Origin of the sequence: Erwinia sp. SLM-02, from assembly GCF_037450285.1 — a bacterium.
Lineage (GTDB): Bacteria > Pseudomonadota > Gammaproteobacteria > Enterobacterales > Enterobacteriaceae > Erwinia.
The window spans coordinates 2723747-2749641 of record NZ_JAQISN010000001.1 but is presented as its reverse complement, the minus strand read 5'-3'; the positions used below and the strand labels follow the sequence as shown (position 1 = coordinate 2749641).

General features: G+C 54.1%; 18 protein-coding genes. 11 read left to right on the top strand and 7 right to left on the bottom strand.

Translation table 11 applies throughout. From position 1 onward, the window contains the following. The first annotated feature begins 67 nt into the window (after nt 1–67). The 7 genes from pilW (at nt 68) to der (ending at nt 7942) form a co-directional block, all read left to right on the top strand. The gene (gene pilW / locus PGH32_RS12665) at nt 68–796 is read left to right on the top strand and encodes a type IV pilus biogenesis/stability protein PilW (protein WP_314422854.1); all 729 of its coding nucleotides are present in this window, start codon (nt 68–70) and stop codon (nt 794–796) included. Continuing rightward, complete coding sequence (gene rodZ, locus PGH32_RS12660) at nt 786–1799, top strand: cytoskeleton protein RodZ (protein WP_314422857.1); 1014 nt, start codon at nt 786–788, stop codon at nt 1797–1799. The genes pilW and rodZ overlap by 11 nt, the downstream gene beginning before the upstream one ends. 39 nt (nt 1800–1838) lie before the next feature. After that, nucleotides 1839–2960 (top strand): flavodoxin-dependent (E)-4-hydroxy-3-methylbut-2-enyl-diphosphate synthase, encoded by a 1122-nt coding sequence (gene ispG, locus PGH32_RS12655; RefSeq protein WP_314422860.1) that lies wholly within the window; start codon nt 1839–1841, stop codon nt 2958–2960. An 84-nt stretch (nt 2961–3044) separates the two neighbouring features. Beyond that, a complete protein-coding gene (gene hisS / locus PGH32_RS12650; RefSeq protein ID WP_337894187.1) occupies nt 3045–4322 on the top strand; it encodes a histidine--tRNA ligase in 1278 nt (425 codons plus the stop codon). 37 nt (nt 4323–4359) lie between these two features. After that, nucleotides 4360–4980 (top strand): YfgM family protein, encoded by a 621-nt coding sequence (locus PGH32_RS12645; protein ID WP_314422866.1) that lies wholly within the window; start codon nt 4360–4362, stop codon nt 4978–4980. Nucleotides 4981–5083: 103 nt separating this feature from the next. Then, a complete protein-coding gene (gene bamB / locus PGH32_RS12640; protein WP_314422869.1) occupies nt 5084–6265 on the top strand; it encodes an outer membrane protein assembly factor BamB in 1182 nt (393 codons plus the stop codon). A gap of 171 nt (nt 6266–6436) precedes the next feature. Then, nucleotides 6437–7942 (top strand): ribosome biogenesis GTPase Der, encoded by a 1506-nt coding sequence (gene der / locus PGH32_RS12635; protein ID WP_314422870.1) that lies wholly within the window; start codon nt 6437–6439, stop codon nt 7940–7942. Nucleotides 7943–7972: 30 nt separating this feature from the next. Here the strand turns inward: der and hisS (PGH32_RS12630) are convergent, their stop codons facing one another. From hisS (PGH32_RS12630) to hdcC, 3 genes are read right to left on the bottom strand one after another with little or no spacing between them, the layout of a single operon-like run. Next, nucleotides 7973–9247 (bottom strand): histidine--tRNA ligase, encoded by a 1275-nt coding sequence (gene hisS / locus PGH32_RS12630; protein ID WP_314422871.1) that lies wholly within the window; start codon nt 9245–9247, stop codon nt 7973–7975. A 27-nt stretch (nt 9248–9274) separates the two neighbouring features. Continuing rightward, nucleotides 9275–10411, bottom strand: a complete 1137-nt coding sequence (locus PGH32_RS12625) for a histidine decarboxylase (RefSeq protein WP_314422874.1) — start codon at nt 10409–10411, stop codon at nt 9275–9277. Between the two features lie 38 nt (nt 10412–10449). After that, nucleotides 10450–11802 carry a histidine-histamine antiporter gene (hdcC, locus tag PGH32_RS12620; protein WP_314422876.1) on the bottom strand — a complete coding sequence of 451 codons (1353 nt, stop codon included), beginning with the start codon at nt 11800–11802 and terminating at the stop codon, nt 10450–10452. Nucleotides 11803–12171: 369 nt separating this feature from the next. On the opposite strand from hdcC, the gene PGH32_RS12615 reads away from it, so the two are divergent. Both PGH32_RS12615 and PGH32_RS12610 read left to right on the top strand, forming a co-directional pair. Beyond that, nucleotides 12172–14067, top strand: coding sequence for an ATP phosphoribosyltransferase regulatory subunit (locus PGH32_RS12615; RefSeq protein WP_337894186.1), 1896 nt, complete (start codon nt 12172–12174; stop codon nt 14065–14067). A gap of 305 nt (nt 14068–14372) precedes the next feature. Next, nucleotides 14373–16805 carry a glucose/quinate/shikimate family membrane-bound PQQ-dependent dehydrogenase gene (locus tag PGH32_RS12610; protein WP_314422881.1) on the top strand — a complete coding sequence of 811 codons (2433 nt, stop codon included), beginning with the start codon at nt 14373–14375 and terminating at the stop codon, nt 16803–16805. A gap of 858 nt (nt 16806–17663) precedes the next feature. Here the strand turns inward: PGH32_RS12610 and xseA are convergent. Beyond that, nucleotides 17664–19046 carry an exodeoxyribonuclease VII large subunit gene (xseA, locus tag PGH32_RS12605; protein ID WP_314422884.1) on the bottom strand — a complete coding sequence of 461 codons (1383 nt, stop codon included), beginning with the start codon at nt 19044–19046 and terminating at the stop codon, nt 17664–17666. Nucleotides 19047–19216: 170 nt separating this feature from the next. Here xseA and guaB point away from each other — a divergent pair, with 170 nt between their 5' ends. Both guaB and guaA read left to right on the top strand, forming a co-directional pair. After that, nucleotides 19217–20683: an IMP dehydrogenase gene (guaB, locus tag PGH32_RS12600; protein WP_314422887.1), complete on the top strand. Its 1467-nt coding sequence runs from the start codon at nt 19217–19219 to the stop codon at nt 20681–20683. A 78-nt stretch (nt 20684–20761) separates the two neighbouring features. Beyond that, complete coding sequence (gene guaA, locus PGH32_RS12595; RefSeq protein ID WP_314422889.1) at nt 20762–22342, top strand: glutamine-hydrolyzing GMP synthase; 1581 nt, start codon at nt 20762–20764, stop codon at nt 22340–22342. A gap of 225 nt (nt 22343–22567) precedes the next feature. On the opposite strand, the gene PGH32_RS12590 is transcribed toward guaA, so the two are convergent. From PGH32_RS12590 to murP, 3 genes are all read right to left on the bottom strand, one after another. After that, the gene (locus PGH32_RS12590) at nt 22568–22915 is read right to left on the bottom strand and encodes an addiction module antidote protein (protein ID WP_314422892.1); all 348 of its coding nucleotides are present in this window, start codon (nt 22913–22915) and stop codon (nt 22568–22570) included. A 4-nt stretch (nt 22916–22919) separates the two neighbouring features. Beyond that, nucleotides 22920–23183: a type II toxin-antitoxin system RelE/ParE family toxin gene (locus PGH32_RS12585; RefSeq protein ID WP_337894185.1), complete on the bottom strand. Its 264-nt coding sequence runs from the start codon at nt 23181–23183 to the stop codon at nt 22920–22922. A 131-nt stretch (nt 23184–23314) separates the two neighbouring features. Further along, nucleotides 23315–24757, bottom strand: coding sequence for a PTS N-acetylmuramic acid transporter subunit IIBC (murP, locus tag PGH32_RS12580; protein WP_337894184.1), 1443 nt, complete (start codon nt 24755–24757; stop codon nt 23315–23317). Between the last annotated feature and the right edge of the window lie 1138 nt (nt 24758–25895).

The following is a 25895-nucleotide window of genomic DNA, read 5'->3' as shown; positions in this document are numbered from 1 at the left end:
TGTGGGCTGTCGACACGGGAATGATTGACGTACCCTGAAGGTATATCACACCCCATGGAGAGGCGGAATGCACATCAGGATGATGGCGGCGGCGGTACTGCTGCTGGCGGGATGCCAGTCGGCGCAGCGGAATGATGCACTGGTTGAAACCCGGCTGCAGCTTGGCCTGGCCTATCTGGCGCGCGGTGAGTTGGATGCCGCGCAAAGGAATCTGCAGCGGGCGCTGGCGATGGCACCGAATGATTATCGTACTCAGCTGGCGGAAGCCCGCTTTCAGCAGCAGGTCGGCGACAATACGCTGGCCGCGGAGTACTATCATCGCGCGCTGACGCTTGCGCCGCAAAACGGGTATGTGCTTAATAATTACGGTGCGTTTCTTTGCAGATTAGGGCAGTATGATGCGGCGCAACGGTATTTCATTCAGGCTGCGGAAGATTCAGCAAATGCGGCGCGAGCCGACAGTGTTGAAAATTCAGGCTACTGTTATCTGAATGCCGGAGAGCGAAACAAAGCGCATGATGCGCTGGTGGAAGCGGTCACAGCCGATCCTGCCAAGGGAATGCCCATGCTGGCAGAAGCCGAAAGGCGATTTGGAAAGGGGAAACGTGATGATTCACGGATCCTGTTAGAAATTTATCAACACAACTTTCCAGTCTCAGCGGAAAGTTTGTGGCTAGAGATTCGCTTCGCCGTGCAGGAAGGCCGCACTGCTGACGTTAAACATTACGGGGGCCAACTTGCGCGAATTTTTCCACAATCGATACAGTACCAGCATTTTTTAGCTAATGAATACTGAAGCCACTCAAGAAAAATCTAACGTAAATTCAACAGGCGAGCGCCTGCGTAGCGCCCGTGAACAAATGGGCCTGACTCAGCAGAATATTGCTGAGCGCCTCTGCCTGAAACTTTCCACCGTTCGCGACCTCGAGGAAGACAAGACGCCGGCTGACCTGGCATCGACCTTCTTACGCGGCTATATCCGCTCTTATGCCCGTCTGGTGCATATCCCTGAAGAAGAGCTGCTGCCGATGATGGCTAAGCAGGCTCCGATCAGGGCGGCTAAAGTTGAGCCGATGCAGAGCTTTGCTTTGGGAAAACGTCGTAAAAAGCGTGACGGCTGGCTAATGATCTTCACCTGGCTGGTGGTGTTCGTGGTGGTCGGCCTGACCGGAGCCTGGTGGTGGCAGAACCATAAAGCCGCACAGGACGACCTGGTTTCCCTGTCCGACCAGAACAGCTCAGTCAGCGATGACAACAGCCAGTCTATTCAACTGGAAGGCAGCAGTGACAGCGTTGCTCCGGATGCCGCCGTTCAGCCTCAGTCCCCTGAAGAGGGGGCTTCGGCTCAGACTGCGCCAGCCGAGCCGGCAGAAAATAGTGGAAACGCGGTGGCGCCTGCCACCCCCTCATCCGCAGCTTCTGCACCCGCTGCCTCTGCGCAAACCAGCCAGAACCAGTCAGCCGTTGTCTCTCCAAGCCAGGCTACGGTTGATAACACTGCCGGTAGCCCGCTGCCAACCGGTAGCGCTGCCGTCAGCCAGCCTGCCGTCGATCCGAATGCGCTGGTGATGAACTTCACCAAAGACTGCTGGCTGGAAGTGACCGATTCCGCAGGCAAAAAACTGTTCAGCGGTATTCAGCGCAGCGGTGGTAAACTCAGCCTTGCTGGCACCGCGCCATACCGTTTGAAAATTGGTGCGCCAGCCGCAGTACAGATCCAGTATCAGGGCAATCCTGTCGATCTGAGTCGTTTTATCCGTACTAACCAGGTTGCTCGTCTGACAGTTGGTGCGCCATAACGCATCTTCTCTGGGCGCGAGCAATTGTGGAGAAAGAATATGCATAATGAAGCACCCATTACCCGTCGCAAATCGAAGCGTATTTACGTCGGCAAGGTGCCCGTGGGCGACGGAGCACCTATCGCCGTCCAGTCTATGACCAACACCAAGACCACCGACGTTGCAGCGACAGTTGCGCAAATTAAAGCGCTGGAGCGCGTTGGTGTTGATATCGTTCGCGTGTCCGTGCCGACCATGGATGCCGCTGAAGCTTTTCGGCTGATCAAACAGCAGGTTAATGTCCCTCTGGTTGCCGATATTCATTTTGACTACCGTATCGCATTGAAAGTCGCTGAATATGGCGTGGACTGCCTGCGTATTAACCCGGGCAACATCGGTAACGAAGAACGTATCCGCCAGGTGGTTGACTGCGCTCGCCACTACAATATTCCGATTCGTATCGGCGTAAACGGTGGATCGCTGGAAAAAGATCTGCAGGAAAAGTACGGCGAGCCAACGCCGCAGGCGCTGCTGGAATCGGCGATGCGTCATGTGGATCATCTCGATCGTCTTAACTTTGATCAGTTTAAAGTCAGCGTTAAAGCCTCTGACGTTTTCCTGGCCGTTGAATCTTATCGCCTGCTGGCTAAGCAGATCGATCAGCCCCTGCATCTTGGCATCACCGAAGCAGGTGGTGCACGTGCCGGCGCGGTTAAATCGGCGATAGGCCTCGGCCTGCTGCTGTCCGAGGGGATTGGCGATACGCTGCGTATTTCGCTGGCGGCCGATCCGATTGAAGAAGTTAAAGTCGGTTTCGATATTCTGAAATCCCTGCGTATTCGCTCACGCGGCATCAACTTCATCGCCTGCCCGACCTGTTCCCGTCAGGAGTTTGACGTGATCGGTACGGTGAATGCGCTGGAAGAGCGGCTGGAAGATATCATCACGCCGATGGATATCTCCATTATCGGCTGCGTGGTTAACGGCCCGGGTGAGGCCACGGTTTCCACTATGGGTGTGACCGGCGGCAATAAGAAAAGCGGCTTTTATGAAGACGGTGTACGCCAGCGCGACCGCCTGGACAACAATAATATGATCGACCAGCTGGAGGCGCGTATTCGTGCCAAGGCGACAATTCTGGATGAATCACGCCGTATCAATGTTCATCAGGTCGAGAAATAAATTTATCGCGTCTGGCCGTTGCCGGTAAAGCGGAACAGCCCGCTGGTCAGCAGACTGCCAGACACAAAAATAATGGAAGAAACAGTGGCGAAGAATATCCAGGCCATCCGTGGCATGAATGATTACCTGCCTGCTGACACCGTGGTGTGGCAGCGCATTGAGCAGATCCTGAAGCAGGTGCTGGGCAGCTATGGCTTCAGCGAAATACGTCTGCCGATTGTAGAGCAAACCCCGTTGTTCAAACGCGCCATCGGTGAAGTGACCGACGTGGTTGAAAAAGAGATGTATACCTTCGACGATCGCAACGGCGAAAGCCTGACCCTGCGCCCGGAAGGGACCGCAGGCTGCGTGCGTGCCGGTATCGAACACGGTTTGCTGTACAACCAGGAACAGCGTCTGTGGTACATCGGCCCGATGTTCCGCTATGAGCGCCCTCAGAAGGGTCGCTACCGTCAGTTCCATCAGATTGGTGCCGAAGTCTTTGGACTGCAGGGGCCGGATATCGATGCGGAACTGATTATGATGACCGCACGCTGGTGGAAAGCGCTGGGTATTGCCGATCACGTCTCGCTTGAGCTGAACTCGATTGGGTCGCTGGAAGCGCGTGCTAACTACCGTGATGCCCTGGTCGCATTCCTTGAGCAGCATATCGATGTGCTCGATGAAGACTGCAAACGCCGTATGTATACTAACCCACTGCGTGTGCTGGACAGTAAAAACCCGGACGTGCAGGCGCTGTTGAACGATGCGCCGACGCTGGGCGACTATCTGGACGAGGATTCACGCGAGCATTTCAACGGCCTGTGTGCGCTGCTGAATGCGGCCGGTATCGCTTATACTGTCAATCAGCGCCTGGTGCGCGGTCTGGATTACTATAACCGCACCGTCTTCGAGTGGGTGACCACCAGCCTCGGTTCACAGGGCACGGTCTGCGCCGGTGGCCGCTATGACGGACTGGTCGAGCAGCTGGGCGGGCGTGCTACGCCGGCGGTGGGCTTCGCAATGGGTCTGGAACGCCTTGTTCTGCTGGTACAGGCAGTTAACCCAGAATTTGAACCGACGCGAATTGTTGATGTCTATGTTATCGCTTCGGGTCAGGGCGTGCAGTCAGCCGCTATGCTGATGGCTGAACAGCTGCGTGATGCGCTGCCTGAACTGAAGCTAATGACCAACTTTGGCGGCGGCAACTTCAAGAAGCAGTTTGCCCGGGCAGACAAGTGGGGAGCCCGCATTGCGCTGGTTCTCGGTGAAGATGAAGTCGCCAATGGTCAGGTCGTGGTTAAAGATTTACGTAACGGCGAACAACAAACTCTGGCGCAGCGTGATGCTGCAACCACGCTGGCGTCAATGTTACAGCGCTAAGCCCGAGCAAAAGCACGATTTTAAGGAGTAGGACCGCGTGGAAGTGTATAGCAACGAAAACGAACAGGTAGACGCGCTGAAGAATTTTTTTGCCCAGAACGGCAAAGCTCTGGTTGTGGGCGTCGTACTGGGTGTAGGTGCTCTGGTCGGCTGGCGTTACTGGAATAACCATCAGGATGGCGCATCGCGTGAAGTCTCTGCTGCTTATCAGCAGGTTTCGTCCGCGCTGGACGCCAGCAAACCCGCAACGCTTGAAGCGGCTGCGAAGTTTGCCAGCGAAAACAACAATACCTACGGTGCTCTGGCATCGCTCGATCTGGCGAAGCGTTATGTTGATAACAATCAGCTGGATAAAGCGGCGACTCAGCTGCAGAGCGGCCTGCAGGATGCGAAAGATGCCAATCTTCAGGCTGTCCTGAATCTGCGCCTTGCGCGTATTCAGCTGCAGCAGAAGCAGCCTGATGTGGCGTTGAAAACGCTGGAAAGCATCAAAGGTGATGGCTGGACGGCGATCGTGGCGGATATCCGCGGCGAAGCGCTGTTAAGCAAAGGCGATACCCAGGGCGCACGCGAAGCGTGGAGCAAGGGTGTTGCTTCTGATGCGTCTTCGACGCTGAAAGAAATGCTGCAAATGAAAATGAATAATCTGCCGGGTTAATCTCGTTTAGGACCGCCGCTGGCTGCGTTTTGCGCGGCCGCGATCTGGTTGTAAGTGTATAAGGCTCCAATATTTGGCCTGAACAGGGCACAAGAGGGACTTCATGGAATTGCGTAAGATACTTCTGCCGGGACTGATTTCAGTCACTTTACTCAGCGGATGTTCATGGTTTAGCGGCGAAGAAGACGTGGTTAAAATGTCACCGCTACCCACCGTACAAAACCAGTTCACTCCGGAAAAAGTCTGGAGCACATCGGTGGGTGATGGCGTTGGTGATTTCTATTCGAACCTGCACCCGGCCTGGGCTGACAGCACCGTTTATGCGGCCGACCGCCACGGTATTGTTAAGGCGTTGAATTCGGGCGATGGTAAAGAGCAGTGGAAAGTTGACCTGTCTGAGAAGACCGGTTTCTTCTCCAGCAACATCCCTGCGCTTCTCTCCGGTGGTCTGACCGTTGATGGCGCCCACGTTTATGTGGGTAGCGAACGTGGTCAGGTTTACGCATTAAATACCAACGACGGCAGCGTTGCCTGGCAGACTAAAGCCGCCGGAGAAGTCCTCTCCCGTCCGGTTATCAGCGATGGTCTGGTCCTGGTGCATACCAGTAACGGTATGCTGCAGGGTCTGGAACAGTCCAGCGGCGTGGTGAAATGGTCGGTTAACCTTGATGTACCGGCGCTGAGCCTGCGTGGCGAATCTGCCCCGGCTACCGCGTTTGGTGCCGCAATTGTTGGCGGTGATAACGGTCGCGTCAGCGCGGTTATCATGAATCAGGGCCAGATTATCTGGCAGCAGCGTATCTCCCAGCCGAGCGGGGCGACCGAGATCGATCGCCTGTCTGATGTGGATACCACTCCGGTCATCGTTAACGGCGTAGTCTATGCGCTGGCTTACAACGGCAACCTGACCGCGCTGGATCTCCGCTCCGGACAGATCCTGTGGAAACGCGAAATCGGATCCGTTCATGATATGATCGTTGACGGTGGTCGTATCTACCTGGTCGATCAGGACGATCGCGTTATTGCACTGAGCACCGACGGCGGCGTTTCTATCTGGCGTCAGAGCGATCTGCTGCACCGTAACCTGACCGCACCGGTTCTGTATAACGGCTATCTGGTGGTCGGTGACAGCGAAGGCTACCTGCACTGGCTGAATACCGACGACGGTCGCTTTGTTGCTCAGCAGAAAGTGGACAGCTCGGGCTTCCAGACGGAGCCGGTAGTGGCCAGCGATAAACTGCTGATCCAGACCAAAGACGGTGAGGTTTACGCGTTTACGCGTTAATTCCTTCCGGTTTACGTTATATAGCGGCTCCTGATGATTCAGGGGCCGTTTCGTTTTTCTCCTGGCGTGTTATCCTTACGCCATTGTCCTGAGCCCTGCGGCGGAAAAATCTGTCTGACGCAGAGAATAGTATTCGCAGCCAGGCGTAATTTTCAGTTATGAGGCTTCAATATGGTACCTGTGGTCGCGCTGGTCGGGCGTCCCAATGTGGGAAAATCCACCCTTTTTAACCGTTTAACGCGCACGCGAGATGCGCTGGTGGCGGATTTCCCCGGACTTACCCGGGATCGCAAATACGGTCGTGCCGAAATCGAAGGCCGCGAGTATATTTGCATCGATACCGGTGGTATTGATGGTACCGAAGAGGGCGTGGAAACGCGTATGGCGGAACAGTCGCTGCTGGCGATTGAAGAAGCTGACGTAGTATTGTTTATGGTCGATGCCCGCGCCGGGCTGATGCCTGCGGACACGGCTATCGCTAACCATCTGCGTTCGCGTGAAAAGCCGACATTCCTCGTCGCTAATAAAACCGATGGCCTGGACGCTGACGCTGCGGTGCTCGATTTCTGGTCGCTGGGTCTGGGTGAAATTCATCCGATCGCCGCCTCGCACGGTCGCGGTGTGACCAGCCTGCTTGAGATGGTACTGCTGCCGTGGATGGATAAAGTCGATCCGCGCGAAGTCACCGAAGAAGAAGAAAATGCCGCCTACTGGGCCGAGCTGGAGCGCAAAGAAGCAAAAGCGCGCGGCGAAGTTATAGAAGACGAAAAAGAAGAGGAAGATGACTTCAACCCGCTGGATCTGCCGATCAAGCTGGCAATCGTTGGTCGTCCAAACGTCGGTAAGTCAACGCTGACTAACCGCATCCTCGGCGAAGATCGCGTTGTGGTTTACGATATGCCGGGCACCACCCGTGACAGTATCTATATCCCAATGGAGCGCGACGGTCGCGAATACATCCTGATCGACACCGCCGGCGTGCGCAAGCGCGGGAAAGTGACCGATACGGTTGAGAAGTTCTCGGTTATCAAAACGCTGCAGGCTATTGAAGATGCCAACGTCGTGATGCTGGTGATTGATGCCCATCTGGGGATCTCCGATCAGGACCTGTCGCTGCTGGGCTTTATCCTGAACAGCGGTCGTTCGCTGGTGATCGTGGTGAATAAGTGGGACGGCCTGAGCCAGGAAGTTCGTGACGAGGTGAAAGAGACCCTGGACTTCCGTCTGGGCTTTATCGATTTCGCCCGCATTCACTTCATTTCCGCGCTGCACGGCAGCGGAGTCGGTAATCTGTTTGAATCAGTCACCGAAGCCTATGACTGCTCAACCCGTCGCGTCAACACCTCGATGCTGACGCGCATTATGAATATGGCCGCTGACGATCACCAGCCGCCGATGGTGCGCGGCCGTCGCGTTAAGCTGAAGTATGCCCACGCCGGTGGCTATAACCCGCCTATCGTGGTCATTCACGGTAACCAGGTGAAGGATCTGCCGGACTCGTATAAGCGCTACCTGATGAACTACTTCCGTCGTTCACTGGAAGTGATGGGTACGCCAATCCGCATTCAGTTCAAAGAGGGTGAGAACCCGTTTGAAGGGAAACGCAACCTGCTGACGCCAAATCAGCTTCGCAAGCGTAAACGCCTGCTCAGCCATTTGAAGAAGAACAAGCGTTAATGAAAAGGGGGCCATCGGCCCCCTTTTTTTTCAGTCCACCGCGGCTTTAGCTGGCCTGTGGGACAGTTTTTTCCAGATATCATCTGGCCGCATAGTTTCCTGTAAGTTAGCCTTAAGGTCCCAAAGCCCCGTTCGGTTGTCACCGTTCAACGTAACAATATAGCGGCAACCCGTTTTCAGGGCATTCGAGTGCTGACGTTTGATTTTGGCTCCCGTGAAGTCACTCAAAACTTTAAATTCCGGAAGATGGCGTCGCAGCTGGTCTGCCAGAAGCAGCGCGTCGATGTTCTGCCCAGGTTCCTCAAAGGTGACCACAATATCGGGATGATTGCTGACATTATCCGTAACTCCTACGGCTTCCAGCAGGAGTAGCAGGCGTTCAACGCCAATGGCGAAACCGGAAGCGGGTAGTGCTTTATTGCTGAACAGCTCAACCAGTCCGTCATATCGCCCCCCGCCGCAGAGCGTACCCTGTGACCCCAGCTCATCGGTTATCCACTCAAAAACCGTGCGCGTGTAGTAGTCCAGCCCCCGAACAAGGCGGGGATTGATGGTATAGCAGATACCGGCGCTATCCAGCAGTCGACACAGCTCGTCAAAGTGCTGATGTGATTCATCACCAAGATAGTCGAGGAGTTTTGGCGCACCTTCGATCATACTCTGCATATCCGGATTTTTACTGTCGAGGATCCGTAATGGATTACTCTGCAAACGCAGCAGGCTATCCTCATCCAGTATGTCGCGGTGCTGCTCAAAATAGCTGACCAGCTGCTTACGGTGCTCATGACGTTCCGGCAGGGTGCCGAGTGAATTAATCTCCAGCCGAACGTAGCGTTCTACCTTCAGCGCCTTAAAAATATCGTTAGCCATATAGATCAGCTCGGCGTCAATGTCTGCCCCGGGCATGCCAAAGGTTTCCACTCCGAACTGGGTAAACTGACGTAACCTGCCTTTTTGCGGCCTCTCATAGCGGAACATCGGCCCCTGGTACCACAAACGTTGCGTATTGTTGTAACACATATTGTTTTCAATGATGGTCCTAACGCAGCCGCTGGTGCCCTCCGGCCGGAGGGTAATATGTTCGCCGCTTTTGTCGAGGAAGTTATACATTTCCTTCGACACGATATCGGTAGATTCACCGATTGCACGTTCAAAGAGCGAAACGGGTTCCAGGATTGGCAGCCGGATTTCCTGATATCCGTAGCGCCAGGTGATGCTCCTGACTTTACTCTCCAGCCATTGCCAGACGGGCGCTTCTTCGGGAAGAATGGTTCGCATTCCCCTGATTGCCTGAATCTTGCTCATTTTCTTTCCTTACATGGCAACGGTCTTTTAAGCGGCGTTGGCCTGCCGGTCGGCGATAACATCGTCAATCAGCCGGTCAATTTGGCTGGAGTCCAGATGATGGGCGGTGACGATCAGGTGAGCGACATCGCCGGAGGTTGCCAGGCAGTGTTTTTTCCAGACGTCTTCTGAAGGGCAGGGGAACACAACGGTAATTGAGTTCCTGTTTCGCCAGGCATTGATTCCCGCTTTCTGGAAGCGTTCAACGGCGTACTCGGCCAGGTTCAGACAGCGTTCAATTCGGCGCACCCAGCTCTCATGGCTGTGGCTGCGAACGGCTTCCCACATCATCAGCGGGGTGTGTCCGTTGCGGGAGCCAGAAATGGTCTTATCGTGGGCAGAAATGTAATCGATCTCAACGGATATACGGTCAACGTTTTTCTTCTTGGCGACCACGATGCCGCAGGGGATCGGTGAACCGATCATTTTGTGGCCAGAAACGCCAATGGAATCAATACCGTCAGCAAAAGAATAGGCCTGTGGGTCGTCAACAAAAGGCAGGATCATGCCGCTCAGCGCGGCGTCTGCGTGCAGGTAATAATCCTCACGCCTGAAGCCCGCTTCCTTGAGCCGCTGCTGGATCAGTGCGATATCATCAATTGCCCCGCGCACGGTCGTCCCGACATTGGCAAAAATAATCGGATGTTTTTCATTATCGCGGGCGATCTTACTCATCAGATCGTCGTAATCTACTTCGCCATTCGGCAGCGATTCCACAACGCTGGATTTAATTCTTAACAGCTTGACGATTTTCGCTACGGAATAGTGCGTATCCTTAGAGTAATAAAGCGTGCCGTCCGGGAAAATTTCGCGTCCAAGATAACAGCCGAACATATTGCTCTCGGTTCCCCCATTGGTGATATAACCCCAGCTTTCTGCAAAAGGAATTTTGAACAGATTAGCGAAGTATTCCATTACCTCTTTTTCAAATTCGAAAGAGTTCAACAGGTAGTTGCAATACTCACCCCAGTCGCCGCAGTTATTAATAGAGAAACGCATAAAACGTTCAAGGTTAGTGTAATTAAAATCCGCGGACTCCGGGTATCCCAGGTTGAAATACTGGTTCTTAACGCAGTGTGACCAGAATGCATCCAGTTTGTTTTGATTTTCAATTGACAGAGTCATAGTATTCATTCCTTTTTTGGTTGAGAACGGTGTGTAAATCAGGATTTTTTATCAAGATAAAGAATGTCATCGCCTTTTTTATTACGACCGGCGGCAACGAAGCAGAATAAGGGGATGGTGAACATCATCATGACTATTCCCCAAAACATTGAATCAGTGCCCGAGCCAAGTAATGCGAAGATGCTGTAAATCATCCCGATAACCACCATTACGCTGTAAAACATAAAAGACGGTCCCCGATTTATTTTTTTCGACATCATAATGATCGGCAGAGAGATTAACGCGTACATGTAAGGTAAAAGGGAGGCGAAGACGGACATTAATATGACCACTTCAAACTGTTTTGCCAGGTTAGGTGAGGCGGTCATCATCAGGACGGCACTCATCAATACGCCGGTAAAAATCAGGCTCTTCATCGGTACATCATTTTTATTCACATCGGCAAAGAACTGCGGGAACAGTCCCTGCTGGGCGCCGGCACGCGGGCCTTCGGACTGCAGAATCAGCCAGCCGGAAATTGAACCAAAGCAGGCGATGATGCTGAGCGCAGACGCAATATTGCCTGCGGTATTACCGAACATATAGCGGGCAGCATCGGCAAAAGGTGCGGATGAATTGACCAGCTCCGCATGTGGAACCAGACCCATAATAACCGTACAGCTGCCGACGTAGCAGACTGAGGCAATCAGCAAACCCATGACCGTTGCTTTGGGTACCGTCCGTTCCGGGCAATCAACCTGACCGGTTGAAACGACCGCTGATTCCACGCCCAGGAATCCCCACAGGGCAATAGATGCCGCAGAGATAATCGCTGAGCTGTCACTTCTTCCCGTGCCGTTATAGACCTGGCTGAACATTGCCGGGTCGAACCAGAACCAGCCGACAACGCCGATGCCCAGAACCACAACCAGCATGCAGCTGGCAGTAAAGGACTGGGCACGGCCGGCCACGCGCGCGCCAAAGCTGCCGAGTGCGATAAAAGCCCAGAGGATCACGATAGCCGTTATGCAGCCCACCGTGGGATCTTTAAGCTGTGGGAAGAAGTAGCTGAGATAGCCAATACCGGCCACCAGCAGGGCGACGTTGCCAATCCAGGCGCTTATCCAGTAGCAGACGGTGGTTTGAAACCCGACAAAGGGGCCAAAAGCATCGCTGGCGTAAGCGACAATGCCGCCGTTGCGCGGCGTCAGCAGGCTGGTTTTCGCGAAAACCAGCGCGATGGCAATAACCCCGATAATGGTGAACAACCATCCCCACAGAGAGATGTACCCAATACCGGCAAGGTTGGTGGGTAACATAAATACCCCTGACCCCATCATGTTCGATGCGGTGACAAGTGTCAGGGCCACGACGCCCATTTTATGGGCGGATTTTGCGCTGATTTTATCCATTTTAAATATCCTGTAACGTGGTGCCATTAATATTAAGAAGGCGGCTTGAAATTAAAGTGATGCACGGAGTTTAAAAACAGAGGTGGCTGGAATGATGATTTAGATCATTTATTTTCTGTCTTTGTTTTTTTTCTGTGAGACAGCGCGGAATTTCTTTCTGAAAACATTAAAAACTCGATCTGTCCCATTTTTTATTTACCTCCTGATGGCGCGGGGCTTATAAAAACGGATGAATTGCAGCGGGGTGTTTTTTGGGCGCTTGACAATGATTGTGAAGATGATGGATTATTCCTGCATGAGATTTTCGGGTTAAGAGTTTCATGGTTAATATTTTTTAATTCAATTTTATAAAATAAATGGGAGCTGCCCATGTCCAGAACGTCGAGGGTTTATGTTCAGGGGTTGCCACAACTTATTCAGCTTAACGGGCATAATAATGATATTGTGTTTCATGATGATGAGGATTATTTAACTTTCCTTAACTGTTTAAGGAAAGCAGGCGAAACTTTTGACTTCGCTTTGCACGCATGGACTCTGTTGCCAAATCAGCTGATGATGTTATTAACACCCGGGACAAAAGAAGATCTTAGTCGGCTGGTTCAGCATATCGGCAGGCGCTACGTTCCCTGGTTTAATCAAAAGTATCATCGCAGCGGTAGCCTGTGGGAAGGCCGATATAATAGTTCCCTGATTGAACCTGAAGCCTACCTGCTTATTGCGCAAAAATTTGTTGATACCCGCCTTGGGGAGCGGCAAGCCGTCAGGGGGGAACGGCCCGCGTGGAGCAGCTACTGGAATAATATTGGCGAGCGGCAACAGCAAATGATTACTCCGCATGAACAGTATTTGCGTTTAGGTAATACTCCCCAGGAACGCGCCATCCAGTATGCGCGCTTTATTCAGTCGCCCCTTAGCCCCTCTATTGAAAAACGCCTGCAGGATTGTCTGAATCAGAATCGACTGCTGGGTACACCGCAGTACTGTCAGCGGTTAGAGAGGCAGCTTCACAGACCTGTGCAGCCGAGGCAGGCCGGGCGACCGCGTAAGTATTTTCATAATCAGGTCACCGACTGGGCATGGCTGGAAAATCAGGCGGCCTGCCTGCTGTCACGCTACTGCTACCAGGAGGTTCGGCTGCCGCTCCTTGAAAGCGAAGGAAATAACGCCGCATTTACTGCCACAAATGAGCCGTTCCCCCTCGCGGGTGGCCACAGTGCTCTGCTGCGCGGAGAGGGAACGATGGGATGTTTGCAAATGATTAATCAGCATCCGCATCTGCAGTCCACGAGCAAACTATGGTACCAGGGGGTCATGTTCCGTAGTACAGAAAATACGGGCGAACATATCGAACAGTATCAGCAGCTGGGCGTTGAAGCCTTTGGTTTTGCGGGAGTGGATATCGAACTGGAGCAGCTGGTCTTGCAGTATGATTTTTTCAAATCGCTGGGCCTGCAGGAAAACGTTGAGTTGAAAATCAGCAGTACTGGAACTCAGCAGGAGTTTGCTGCTTTTCGCGCAGCCTTACGCGCTTTTTATCAGCCTTTTACGAGTATTTTCGAACCGGAATGGGCGGAGTGCCTGGCAATGCAGCCGGAAAACCTGCTTCGCTCAGACAATCCCCTCCTGGCAAAGCTACGTTCCATCGCGCCGGCAGTCGGCGATTTCCTTGGGGAGGAATCACGCAGGCGTTTTGATTGCCTGCTGGAATCCCTGACAAAAATCCACGTCCCCTTCGAGGTGGATCGGTGGCTTTACCCGTCCAATGCCTACTGCCAGACCCATTTCGAATGGCACTGCGATAAACTGATGGAACACAGCCTGCTCTGCCGTGGTGGCCGCTATGACGACTGCGCCAGTACCGTTCTTGAAACCCCGATTCAGGCCTGCGGCTTTGCGCTGATGCTCGATCCGATTATGCGCTTGCTGCGCCTGACGGATAAACATCTCTTAAAGCAACAGGTTACGGATGTGGTCATTATCCCCGGTTCACCGGCTGCCAGTACCGAGGCGTTAAGCATCGGTCGGTCGCTCAGGAAAACATTCCCGCAGATGAGTATCGCCAATGATTTTTCCCACATGCGGGTCAATGCCTGCGTGCGAAATGCCAGACGGCTGGGCGGGCGGTTTATTATTGTGGTTCCTCCTGACGGAGCGGCCACAGAAGTTGCCCTTTACGATCGCGACAGCGGGGAAGAACAAACGGTCAACATCGCTAAGGCGATAAGCATATTGAGCCGCAGCCTCAATGCGTTACCGGTTTGTTGAGGTGCGAAAAATGAACCATATGGATAATTTTTTAGTGGGATGTTAACTTTTTGTTTATCACAGAATGAACCTGGTGGTACAATTTTGGCGTTAGTTGCGGGAGCTTATGTCCGTCAGGCCAGATCTGACGGGTGTGTGAGCTTCAGCGGTTAACACCGGACGGGCTGGTCCCGCGTAATAATGTTAATAAAAATAAGACATCTATAATTATTGTAGCTCATCGTTATGAGCGGGATGGCACTCGCCGCACTCGGCGGTATCTGCCAGCAATATTGACGTCTTATTCTCTCCAGGAGTGTTTTTGTATGCCTCATACAAATGCCGGGTCATCAAAATGGCTGGGCTTGTGGTGTTTCCTGCTAGGGTTAATTCTGCTGGCAGCAGGCCTGTATTTCATCATTGGTGGTGTAAAACTGATTTCACTCGGCGGTAGCTGGTATTTCGCTATTGCCGGTATTTTTACCGCAATCTCTGCGATTCAGTTCTTCCGCCGTAAGTCATCCGCAGTAGTCATTTTTGCTCTGGTGTTTATTGGTACCGTTATCTGGGCCATTCAGGATGCCGGTATTGATTTCTGGCCGCTAGTTTCCCGCGTGGTGTTCTTTGCCGGTATGCTGCTGCTGGCGCTGGTGACTTACCCGGCGCTGCGTAAGCGCGAAGGTAAAGTCTCTGCCGCTAAGCTGTCCTACGGCCTGAGCGCGGTGACCGTGGCTGGACTGCTGGTTACTGCATTCGAAATGTTCCAGCCGCATCCTCCGGTTGCATCCAGTGGTCAGGAACTGCCGCTGGTGCCGGTTGATAAAGCAACCGAACAGAAAAACTGGGATAACTACGGCAACACTGCCGGTGGCAGCCGCTTTGTGGCGCTGGACCAGATCACGCGTGACAACGTGAAGGATCTGAAGCCCGTCTGGACCTTCCACACCGGCGATATCCCTGAAAGCCCAACCGGTAACGGTGCTGAAGATCAGCAAACTCCGCTGCAGGTCGGCGATCGTCTGTACCTGTGTACTCCGCATAACAACGTGATTGCCGTCGATGCGGATACCGGTAAACAGATCTGGAAAACCGAAATCAACGCGCAGTCCCAGGTGTGGAACCGCTGCCGTGGTCTGGCCTACTTTGATGCCACTAAGCCGCTGCAGCAGCCAAGCGTGCCGGATTCAACGCCGGTAACCGCGGTGGCTCTGGCTGCCGGTGACACCTGTCAACGCCGTCTGCTGATGAACACCATCGATGCGCGTCTGGTGGCAATCAACGCCGATAACGGTGAAATGTGCCAGAACTTCGGTGATAAAGGCTTCGTTGACCTCAAAGCCGGACTGGGTGATGCAGGCGATCCAAAATATCAGCTGACCTCAGCGCCAACGCTGGCGGGTACCACCGTTGTCGTGGGTGGCCGCGTGGCCGATAACGTACAGACCGATATGCCTGGCGGCGTACTGCGTGGTTTTGACGTGATCACCGGTGAAATGCGCTGGGCGTTTGACCCGGGCAACCCGGATCCAACGGCGAAGCTGGAAGCGGGTAAAACCTTTGTTCGCAGCACGCCTAACTCCTGGGCTCCGATGTCCTACGATCCGGCAATGAACACCGTGTTCCTGCCGATGGGTAGCTCATCCGTTGACCTGTGGGGGGCAAACCGTAATGCGCTGGACCATAAATATGGTGCCTCTATCCTGGCGCTGGATGCGACCACCGGTAAAGAGAAATGGGTGTATCAGACCGTTCATAACGATCTGTGGGATTTTGATATCCCAATGCAGCCAAGTCTGATCGACTTCCCGCAAAAAGACGGCAGCAGCAAACCCGCCGTGGTGTTTGGTACCAAAGCGGGCCAGATCTTCGTACTGGACCGCCTGACCGGCCAGCCGCTGACCGAAGTGAAAGAAGTGCCGGTTAAGCCTGGCAACATTCCTAACGAGCAGTACACGCCAACCCAGCCGAAGTCCGTGGGTATGCCGCAGATCGGCGCGGATACGATGACCGAGTCTGATATGTGGGGCGCAACGCCGTTCGATCAGCTGGCCTGCCGTATCGGCTTCAAATCTATGCGTTACGATGGTCTGTTTACCGTTCCGGGTACCGACCTGTCCCTCAGCTTCCCGGGCTCCCTGGGCGGTATGAACTGGGGCAGCCTGTCGACCGATCCGAACAACCATTACATCTTCGCTAACGATATGCGTCTGGGCCTGTGGGTGCAGATGATCCCGGCGAAAACCACCTCTGGTCCTGCCAGCAACGGCGGCGAAGCAGTGAATACCGGTATGGGCGCAGTACCGCTGAAAGGCACCCCGTATGCGGTAAACAAAAACCGCTTCATGTCGCCGCTGGGCATTCCTTGCCAGAAACCACCGTTCGGTACGCTGTCAGCTATCGACCTGAAAACGCAGAAAGTTGTGTGGCAGGTGCCGGTAGGTACGGTGCAGGATACCGGTCCGTTTGGTATCAAGATGAAGGCACAGATGCCGGTGGGCATGCCTACGCTGGGCGGTACGCTGGCGACTCAGGGCGGCCTGGTGTTTATCGCCGGTACTCAGGACTACTATCTGCGTGCTTTCGATACCTCAACCGGTAAAGAAGTGTGGAAAGCCCGTCTGCCAGTGGGCAGCCAGGGTGGCCCAATGAGCTACAAATCGCCGAAAACAGGTAAGCAGTACATCCTGATTTCTGCGGGCGGTGCGCGTCAGTCTCCGGATCGCGGTGACTACGTGATTGCCTACGCGCTGGATAAATAAGTCGAGCGACTGAGTAGCCTGAGCGTAGAGTAACGCACCCTCCTTTCCGTAAAGCATCATGCTGGCCGGAGGGGAACACTAAAAACCGCTATCTCTCTGAGAGGGCGGTTTTTTTATGCATAGAATTCCTGGCTGCGATCCTGCTTTGCGGACTACAGAGAGAAGGGGACGGGTTCAGCCCATCTTTTGGGCAGTCGACGTGCAGAAATTCTCGATGTGTTAGGGAAGATGGCGCTGTGAGAGGGGGTGGGGGGGGCAGCCTCTGCTGCTGCTCCAGGGCGGTCCTCGCGCCGTGCATGGCACGGTGCCATCGGTTACGCCATTTCGCCGACGGATCGGCCAGGATTGAACTTCCCTGTTCAAGCCCGGCCTGACGCCAGCATCCCTGCTGTCGTCTCCTGGCGCAATGGCTCCACCTCAGCGCTGCGGATGCCCTTACGCATCAGCAGAGGCTGCCCCTTTCAGGCAATTTCATCGCATTTCGCTTTTTAAATAAGTAAAAGTTGCTGTGAAATGGGGGCAGGGGTTCAGCCTCTGTTGCTTCAGGGCAGCCCTTGCTTTTGAGTTTTCAGGCAGCACAAAAGTTTGAACGCAGGCTGGCTGTGCCCCCGAGCGGGTAATCCACAGCGCTGAACGGAGAGAGGAAGCCAGGATTTGGCCGCATGGACGCGGCCAAAAGTCACAGCCGGGCCAGGACGGCCCGTCTGTGGCGGTCCGGAAGGCTGATGAACGAAGTGAGGGAACCGCAACGCGGCGCGAGGACCGCCCGACCGGGGGCACAGCCAGCCAGCGCCAGCCTCTCAGGCTGCAAGCGGCATGACTAAATCCAGCCATATCGTGCAAGTGATGTCTGAGGTCTCAGGAAGCAGAACGCCTACGCGGTTTCTTAACCGGTGCTATCGGCGTAACCACCGTGACTTCACTCTCCACCCAGCCGTCGTCCAGCCGGGTTTTCAGGGTATCGCCAGGGTGCAGCTGCTGCGTTTTCTTCACCACCTGACCATCGGCCGCGGTGGTGACGCTAAAGCCGCGTGCCAGCGTGGCCAGCGGGCTGACGCCCTCAAGCTGAGCCGCAAGATTGCTGAAGCGCTGCTTATTGCCGTTAAGCTGCTGCTGCATTGACTGCTGCAGGCGATACTGCCACTGCTGAAGCTGCTGGCGCAGACGCTCCACGCGCAGCTCAGGGCGAATGGCATTCAGGCGCTGCTCCGCGCGCTCCTGCAGGCGAACGGCCTGACGAACCTGCAGCTGCACGGCATCATCAAGGCGACGGCGCAGCTTAATCAGCGCGGTCTGCTGCCGCGCAAGCTGTAGCTGGGGATGCTGCTGCTGAAGGCGGTGGTTCAGGCGTGTGAAGCTGCGCTGCTGCTGCGCAAGATAGTAATCCATCGCCATCTCCAGCCGCTGCTGCTGGGACTGAAGCTGCCGCAGCAGCTCGATCTGATTGCGGCTGACCAGTTCTGCAGCCGCCGAAGGCGTTGGCGCACGCAGATCCGCGACAAAATCGGCGATGGTGACGTCGGTCTCATGGCCGACGGCGCTGACAATGGGAATGCGGCTGGCAAAAATCGCCCGCGCCACGCGCTCGTCGTTAAAGCTCCACAGATCTTCCAGCGAACCGCCGCCGCGGCCAACGATCAGCACATCACACTCGCCACGGGCATTCGCCAGCTCAATCGCACGGACAATACCGGCAGGCGCTTCCGCACCCTGAACCTGTGTCGGATAAATTACCACCGGCAGGGAGGGATCGCGGCGATGCAGCACGCGCAGCACATCGTGCAATGCGGCACCGCTGGCGGAGGTAATCACCCCAACCTGGCGGGCCGGGTCGGGCAGCGGCTGCTTGTGAATCTGTTCGAAAAGCCCTTCCGCCATCAGGCGCTGCTTCATCTGCTCAAACTGCTGCTGCAGAAGCCCGTCACCGGCAGGCTGCATGCTCTCTGCAATCAGCTGATAGTCGCCGCGCGGTTCATACAGCGTGATGGTGGCACGCACCAGCACCTGCTGACCGTTCTGCGGCCGGAAATCAACGCGGCGGTTGCTGTTACGAAACATCGCACAGCGTACCTGGGCGCCGTCATCCTTCAGCGTGAAGTACCAGTGGCCGGAAGAGGGCTGGGAAAAATTCGAGATCTCAGCGCTCAGCCACACCTGACCCATCTCCATTTCCAGCAGCTTGCGCACTGTCGTATTGAGACGGCTGACGGTAAAAATATTGGCGGTTGGCGGTAGCGACATGTGATGAAGATCAAATTTCAAATCAGGAGGTTAATCAACCGATACTACATGGCTGAACGAAGGTTTCAAGAGTTTTTATTAAAAAGTACTGGAGGCAATCGATTACGGCCTGTATAATGCCGCGGCAATATTTTACAAGTTCTCATTCACCCTGAGGTTGAGATATTGCCATGCTAAGAATCGCTAAAGAAGCCCTGACATTCGACGACGTTCTGCTCGTTCCTGCTCACTCCACAGTGTTACCGAACACTGCCGACCTCAGCACCCAGCTAACCAAAACTATTCGTTTGAATATTCCGATGCTGTCCGCTGCTATGGATACCGTGACCGAAGCCGGTCTGGCCATTGCGCTGGCACAGGAAGGTGGCCTGGGCTTTATCCACAAAAACATGTCTATCGAGCGCCAGGCGGACGAAGTTCGCAAGGTGAAAAAACACGAAAGCGGCGTTGTGACTGAACCGCAGACCGTGCTGCCAACCACCGCGCTGAGCGAAGTGAAAGCGCTGACCGAACGTAACGGTTTTGCCGGCTACCCGGTTGTTAACGGCGAAAACGAACTGGTGGGCATCATCACCGGCCGCGACGTTCGCTTCGTCACCGATCTGTCTCTGCCGGTTTCTGCCGTGATGACGCCAAAAGAGCGTCTGGTGACGGTGAAAGAGGGTGAAGCTCGCGAGATCGTTCTGCAAAAAATGCACGAAAAGCGCGTTGAAAAAGCGCTGGTAGTGGACGACAGCTTCCACCTGCTGGGCATGATCACCGTTAAAGATTTCCAGAAAGCCGAGCGTAAACCTAACGCCTGTAAAGACGAGCACGGTCGCCTGCGCGTCGGTGCTGCCGTGGGTGCCGGTGCCGGTAACGAAGAGCGTGTTGATGCGCTGGTGGCGGCGGGCGTTGACGTCCTGCTGATTGACTCCTCTCACGGCCACTCTGAAGGCGTTCTGCAGCGTATTCGCGACACCCGTGCAAAATACCCTGACCTGCAAATCGTCGGCGGCAATGTAGCGACCGGTGCCGGTGCACTGGCGCTGGCTGAAGCCGGCGTGAGCGCGGTGAAAGTGGGTATCGGCCCTGGCTCTATCTGTACCACCCGTATCGTAACTGGCGTAGGCGTACCGCAGATCACTGCCGTCTCCGACGCGGTAGCCGCGCTGGAAGGAACCGGTATTCCGGTTATCGCCGACGGCGGTATCCGCTTCTCCGGCGACATCGCTAAAGCTATCGCCGCCGGTGCCTCTGCGGTGATGGTGGGTTCTATGCTGGCGGGTACCGATGAAGCACCTGGCGAAATCGAACTCTACCAGGGCCGTTCATTCAAATCCTACCGCGGTATGGGTTCCCTGGGCGCGATGTCTAAAGGCTCTTCTGACCGTTACTTCCAGACCGATAACGCGGCGGACAAACTGGTACCGGAAGGGATCGAAGGCCGCGTGGCCTACAAAGGTTTCCTGAAAGCGATCGTGCACCAGCAAATGGGCGGCCTGCGTTCCTGTATGGGCCTGACCGGCTGTGGTACTATCGACGACCTGCGTACTAAAGCGGAATTTGTTCGCATCAGCGGTGCCGGGATCCAGGAAAGCCACGTTCACGACGTGACCATTACTAAAGAGTCCCCGAACTACCGTATGGGTTCCTGATAAACCCTGTACTGTGCGCCCGGTTTAGCCGGGCGTTTTACCTCCCGTATTTTGAATTACATCGCCCTGGAATAGCCAATGACGACGGAAAACATTCATAAACACCGCATTCTGATCCTCGATTTCGGTTCACAGTATACTCAGCTGGTTGCGCGCCGCGTGCGCGAGCTGGGCGTGTACTGTGAACTGTGGGCGTGGGACGTAACCGAAGAGCAGATCCGCGGTTTTAAACCAAGCGGCATCATCCTCTCCGGCGGTCCGGAAAGCACCACCGAACACGGCAGCCCGCGTGCGCCGGAATACGTGTTCAACGCCGGTGTACCGGTGCTGGGCGTATGCTACGGCATGCAGACCATGGCAATGCAGCTGGGCGGCGCGGTTGAAGGTTCTAACGAGCGTGAGTTTGGCTATGCGCAGGTAGAAGTGAAAACCCAGAGCGCGCTGACCCGCGATATCGAAGACGCCCTGAGCGCCGCCGGTAAGCCGCTGCTGGACGTCTGGATGAGCCACGGCGACAAAGTCACCGCGATCCCGTCCGACTTCGTGACCGTTGCCAGCACCGATACCTGTCCGTTTGCCATTATGGCCAACGAAGAGAAGCGTTTCTACGGTGTGCAGTTCCATCCGGAAGTGACCCACACCCGCCAGGGCCAGCGCCTGCTGGAGCGCTTTGTGCGCGATATCTGTGAGTGTGAAGCACTGTGGACCCCGGCGAAGATTATCGAAGATGCCGTTGAGCGCCTGCGCGAGCAGGTGGGCGAAGATAAAGTTATCCTCGGCCTGTCCGGCGGCGTTGACTCCTCCGTCACTGCGATGCTGCTGCACCGTGCCATTGGCGATCGCCTGACCTGCGTATTCGTGGATAACGGCCTGCTGCGCCTGAACGAAGCAGAGCAGGTAATGGAAATGTTCGGCGATCACTTTGGTCTGAACATCATCCACGTTGAAGGCGAAAAGCGCTTCCTGGACGCGCTGGCGGGTGAGAACGATCCGGAAGCTAAGCGTAAGATCATCGGTCGCGTATTCGTTGAAGTGTTCGATGAAGAAGCTTTGAAGCTGGAAGACGTGAAGTGGCTGGCACAGGGCACCATCTACCCGGACGTGATTGAGTCGGCGGCATCTGCCACCGGCAAAGCGCACGTCATCAAATCTCACCACAACGTGGGCGGCCTGCCGAAAGAGATGAAGATGGGTCTGGTTGAACCGCTGCGCGAGCTGTTCAAAGACGAAGTGCGCAAAATCGGCCTGGAGCTGGGCCTGCCGCACGCGATGCTGTTCCGTCATCCGTTCCCGGGCCCGGGTCTGGGTGTGCGTGTACTGGGTGAAGTGAAGAAAGAGTACTGTGACCTGCTGCGTCGTGCGGATGCTATCTTCATTGAAGAGCTGCACAAAGCCGATCTGTACAACAAAGTCAGCCAGGCCTTCACCGTCTTCCTGCCGGTTCGTTCCGTGGGCGTGATGGGCGATGGCCGCAAATACGACTGGGTTGTCTCCCTGCGTGCAGTGGAAACCATCGACTTTATGACCGCACACTGGGCGCACCTGCCGTATGACTTCCTTGGCCGCGTTTCCAACCGCATCATCAACGAAGTGAACGGCATCTCCCGCGTGGTTTACGATATTTCCGGTAAACCACCAGCGACGATCGAGTGGGAATGATTTTAGGCTAGTTTTAGCGAATCACTTTTCCAATGCTGCAAAAAGCCTCTGTTTTACAGGGGCTTTTTTATAGCGGTTTATTATAATTTTCAGCACACGTTTGTTTGAGGGGTCTTGACGGCGGCAGCGCGGGAAAAAATGAGGCAGAATCGTATTTTGTACGAGCTTTATGTCTTATACACGATATTTTTTGAAAGGACTTAAGCCTTCATACTCGGGTAAATTTTAACGGTCCTGGTTAGAAGAAACAGGGGGGGTCAGCCGAATCCCAGCAGCCCGGGTAATCTCGGTAAGCGTAGTAAGTGTTGGATTACCATTCTCAGACAGCGTCCTGTAAAGCTGCTGGCGCGACAATCCTGATTTCTTCGCTATCTCACCAATCCCACCACGCGATTCGACGATACGCCGTAATGCCGTCAGGAAAGCCGACACACCACCTTCCTCATAGATCTCTTCCAGTGCTGTTTGAAGGTAGATTTCTGCGTACTCAGGATTCTCACGTAACTCGGTGACCATTGCATCATCATGGCTTACGGATTTAGTTATTTTTGCAGGTTGATTAATCATTTTCATAATCCTACTCCTGTTGATAGTCACGCCAGTAATTCACTGCTTTATCTACATCACTATTCTGAGTTGATTTATTGCCACCAATTAGCAGCAAAAATTCCCAGACTCCGTCCCTTGCAAACTTATGGTCACCAAAGTTTCCGCTTTCTGCACGATCTGTACGGATATCTATTCTTGATGCCGCTCGAGGATCTTTCTTTCGTAGCTTCTGGATCCATTCACTGTAAGGGACGTTGCCGTTTCCGTCCTGGTAACGTTTTATTGTGTACAACTCAGTGTCCTCACGAGTCCTTCTCCCTTAAATAATTGTCGCTTAAAAAAGACAGGTCAGCAAGCCCGATTTTGGATGTTGAGTCATCTGATACGGATTTACCGTTTTTTTTATGCATATCACGTAGGCCTTCAGTTCAAATCCACATTCTTCCAGCCAAAGCACCAGGTAATAATAAACCCGCTCACGTAGGCGATAAGCAGCCCCGCCGCGTAAACCGCCATGCCGGTATAAATCCCCTCGTTTGAGGTCATCAGCGGCAGTGTCACCAGCCCGGAAGGGCCGAACACGGTGTTCATGCCAATTGGCAGGCCAAGCCACGCCACGAGGCCAATAAAGAATCCGCCGCAGGCACCGCCCAGGCAGGCGGTGACAAACGGCTTCACCCGGGGCAGCGTGACGGCGTAAATCAGCGGTTCACCGATGCCGAGCAGGCCCGGAATAATCGCACCTTTAACCTGAATGCGCGTGGCCGAGTCTCTGGCCGAGCGGAAGTACAGCGCCAGTGCGGCACCCACCTGGCCACCGCCGGCCATCGCCAGTATCGGGAACAGAGAGTTGAAGCCCTGTGCATCCATCAGCGCAAAATAAACCGGGATAAAGCCCTGATGCACGCCGAAAACCACCGCAATCAGGAACAGTCCCGCCAGGATGGCGCAGCCAAACGGGTTACCGTTCAGATGCAGGAACAGCCACGACATGCCTTTAAACAGCTCACCGCCAATCGGCATAATCAGGGTAAAGGCGATCGCGCCGGTCACGATCAGCGTCAGCAGTGAGGTGAGGATCATGTCGAGATTATCGGGGACGATCCGGCGGAACTGCCGTTCAATCCACGCGCCGAGAATTGAGGCAATCAGCACGCCGATAATATTCCCCCGGGGATCGATGGCCATGCCAAAGAAGTTATCAATCCCGGAAAAATAGCCCACCGTCGCATCCGGGCTATAGCCCAGCACGAACAGGGAGGCAATGATGGCTCCGTTAACGCCGGTCCCGCCGAAGGCCTTCTGCGCGTTGTAGCCAATCAGTATCGGCAGGAAGGTAAACAGCCCCTTGCCGAAAATCTTCATGTAACCCACGACCTGCACAAGGGTTGCATTCTTCTCAGCGGCGTTTGTCAGAAGGCTTTGTTCGATTAACGTCGCGAAACCCAGCAGCATACCGGCGGCGATAAAGCCGGGTATCAGCGGCGTAAAAATAGTGGCGAACTTAGCCAGAAACTGATGCACGGCGCTGGTTTGTCCGGCTTTTATCTTCTGCTTATTATCGCGGGCCAGCGAGCCGACTCCCGGCTCTTGAGGATCCATAAAGGCACCGCTGGCAAGTAACCTGTTCATCATTTCAGCGGCGGTTTGCGCTTTCCCGGCGCCGAGAACGATTTGCAGCTGGTCCTGGGTAGTAATCACGCCGAGAACACCGGGCAGCGCCTTCAGCCCGTCATGTTCTACCAGCCGGTCATCGTTTAACGTCAGGCGCAGGCGGGTCATGCAGTTTCCACAGGCCACTACATTATTTTTACCGCCAACCTGCTGCAGGATCTCAGCAATCAGCTTTTCCGTAATCTTTGCCATGAATCGTTCTCCGTATTAACTCGCACTAAGGCCCAGGCCGGTGACTCCACAATAAGAGGATGTCGACTTTTCAGGATGACCGGCTCCCATTCCTGCTGTGAGAACCTCATCGTTTCGCTTAAGTATTGCAGCTTTCTACGCACTCTTCTTTGTGCTCCTCTACAGATAAAGGGACGGATAATCGGCCTGTCAGTAAAATGTGATGTGCGATGGTGCAGCGACAGGTCAGCGGGGCGACGAGCCGGGGCGGTCAGCGTAACGATAGCAAACGACGCCAGAAAGCGTACGGGGTTATAGGGTTGAAAGACCGTCGCACAAAGTATCAGATGGGTTCAGCCGAATAAGCGGGATAACCCGAAACAGATTCCGGTTATATAGGGCAGCGTCATCAGTAATTGATAACTTTAGTTAAATAATAGGCGTAAATTACCCCGCAATTTCTGTGTATAAACGGCCAGCTTAAAGTGGAGTGATGAAATTTACGCCATGCATGTTATCTGAAAGTCCTTATCACTGCTTAAAGTGAGTGCTTAAATATTTAGGGTTAATCTAACCAGTCACCTTTTTTTGATTATTTTTGTATTTATTTTAATGAATAATTAATCAATGCATTTACACTGATTTACGTTGCTTTATGCAGTTTCTATTCACATATGTGAATAAAAATGGCGCTTTACCCGGATTTTCAGGGGGTTGGTCGTTATCATTAAGTGCATAAAAGGGTGTTTTTATGTGTCAACTTTGTTAATGTGCGCGCCAATGGATGTTTTCATAGCCCAAAATGCTGCGCTGCCAGAGGCAGACAGGCAGGAGATGATTAGGAATGTGTACTCACATACGCGATCCTGGAAGTTGATTTTTTCACGACAGAGATTCCGCCAATATCCTTTATTCCGTCCATGATTTGAATGGGCGTCGGCCAGATCCGCACGGGAAAAGATAGCCGGAAAATCAATTTAAATTTCTAAGAAGCGAATGTTGATTATATCAATCATTGCCTCGGATCCGTTTTCTCTATTTATCTGGGAAGGCCCCCTGCTGCCTGGCTGAAAAAAGAAAAACCTTCAGATATCTATATGTACGAAAAAGTACCGGGTGATATGAGGATATTCGCTGCGTATCACCCATGTCAGATGAA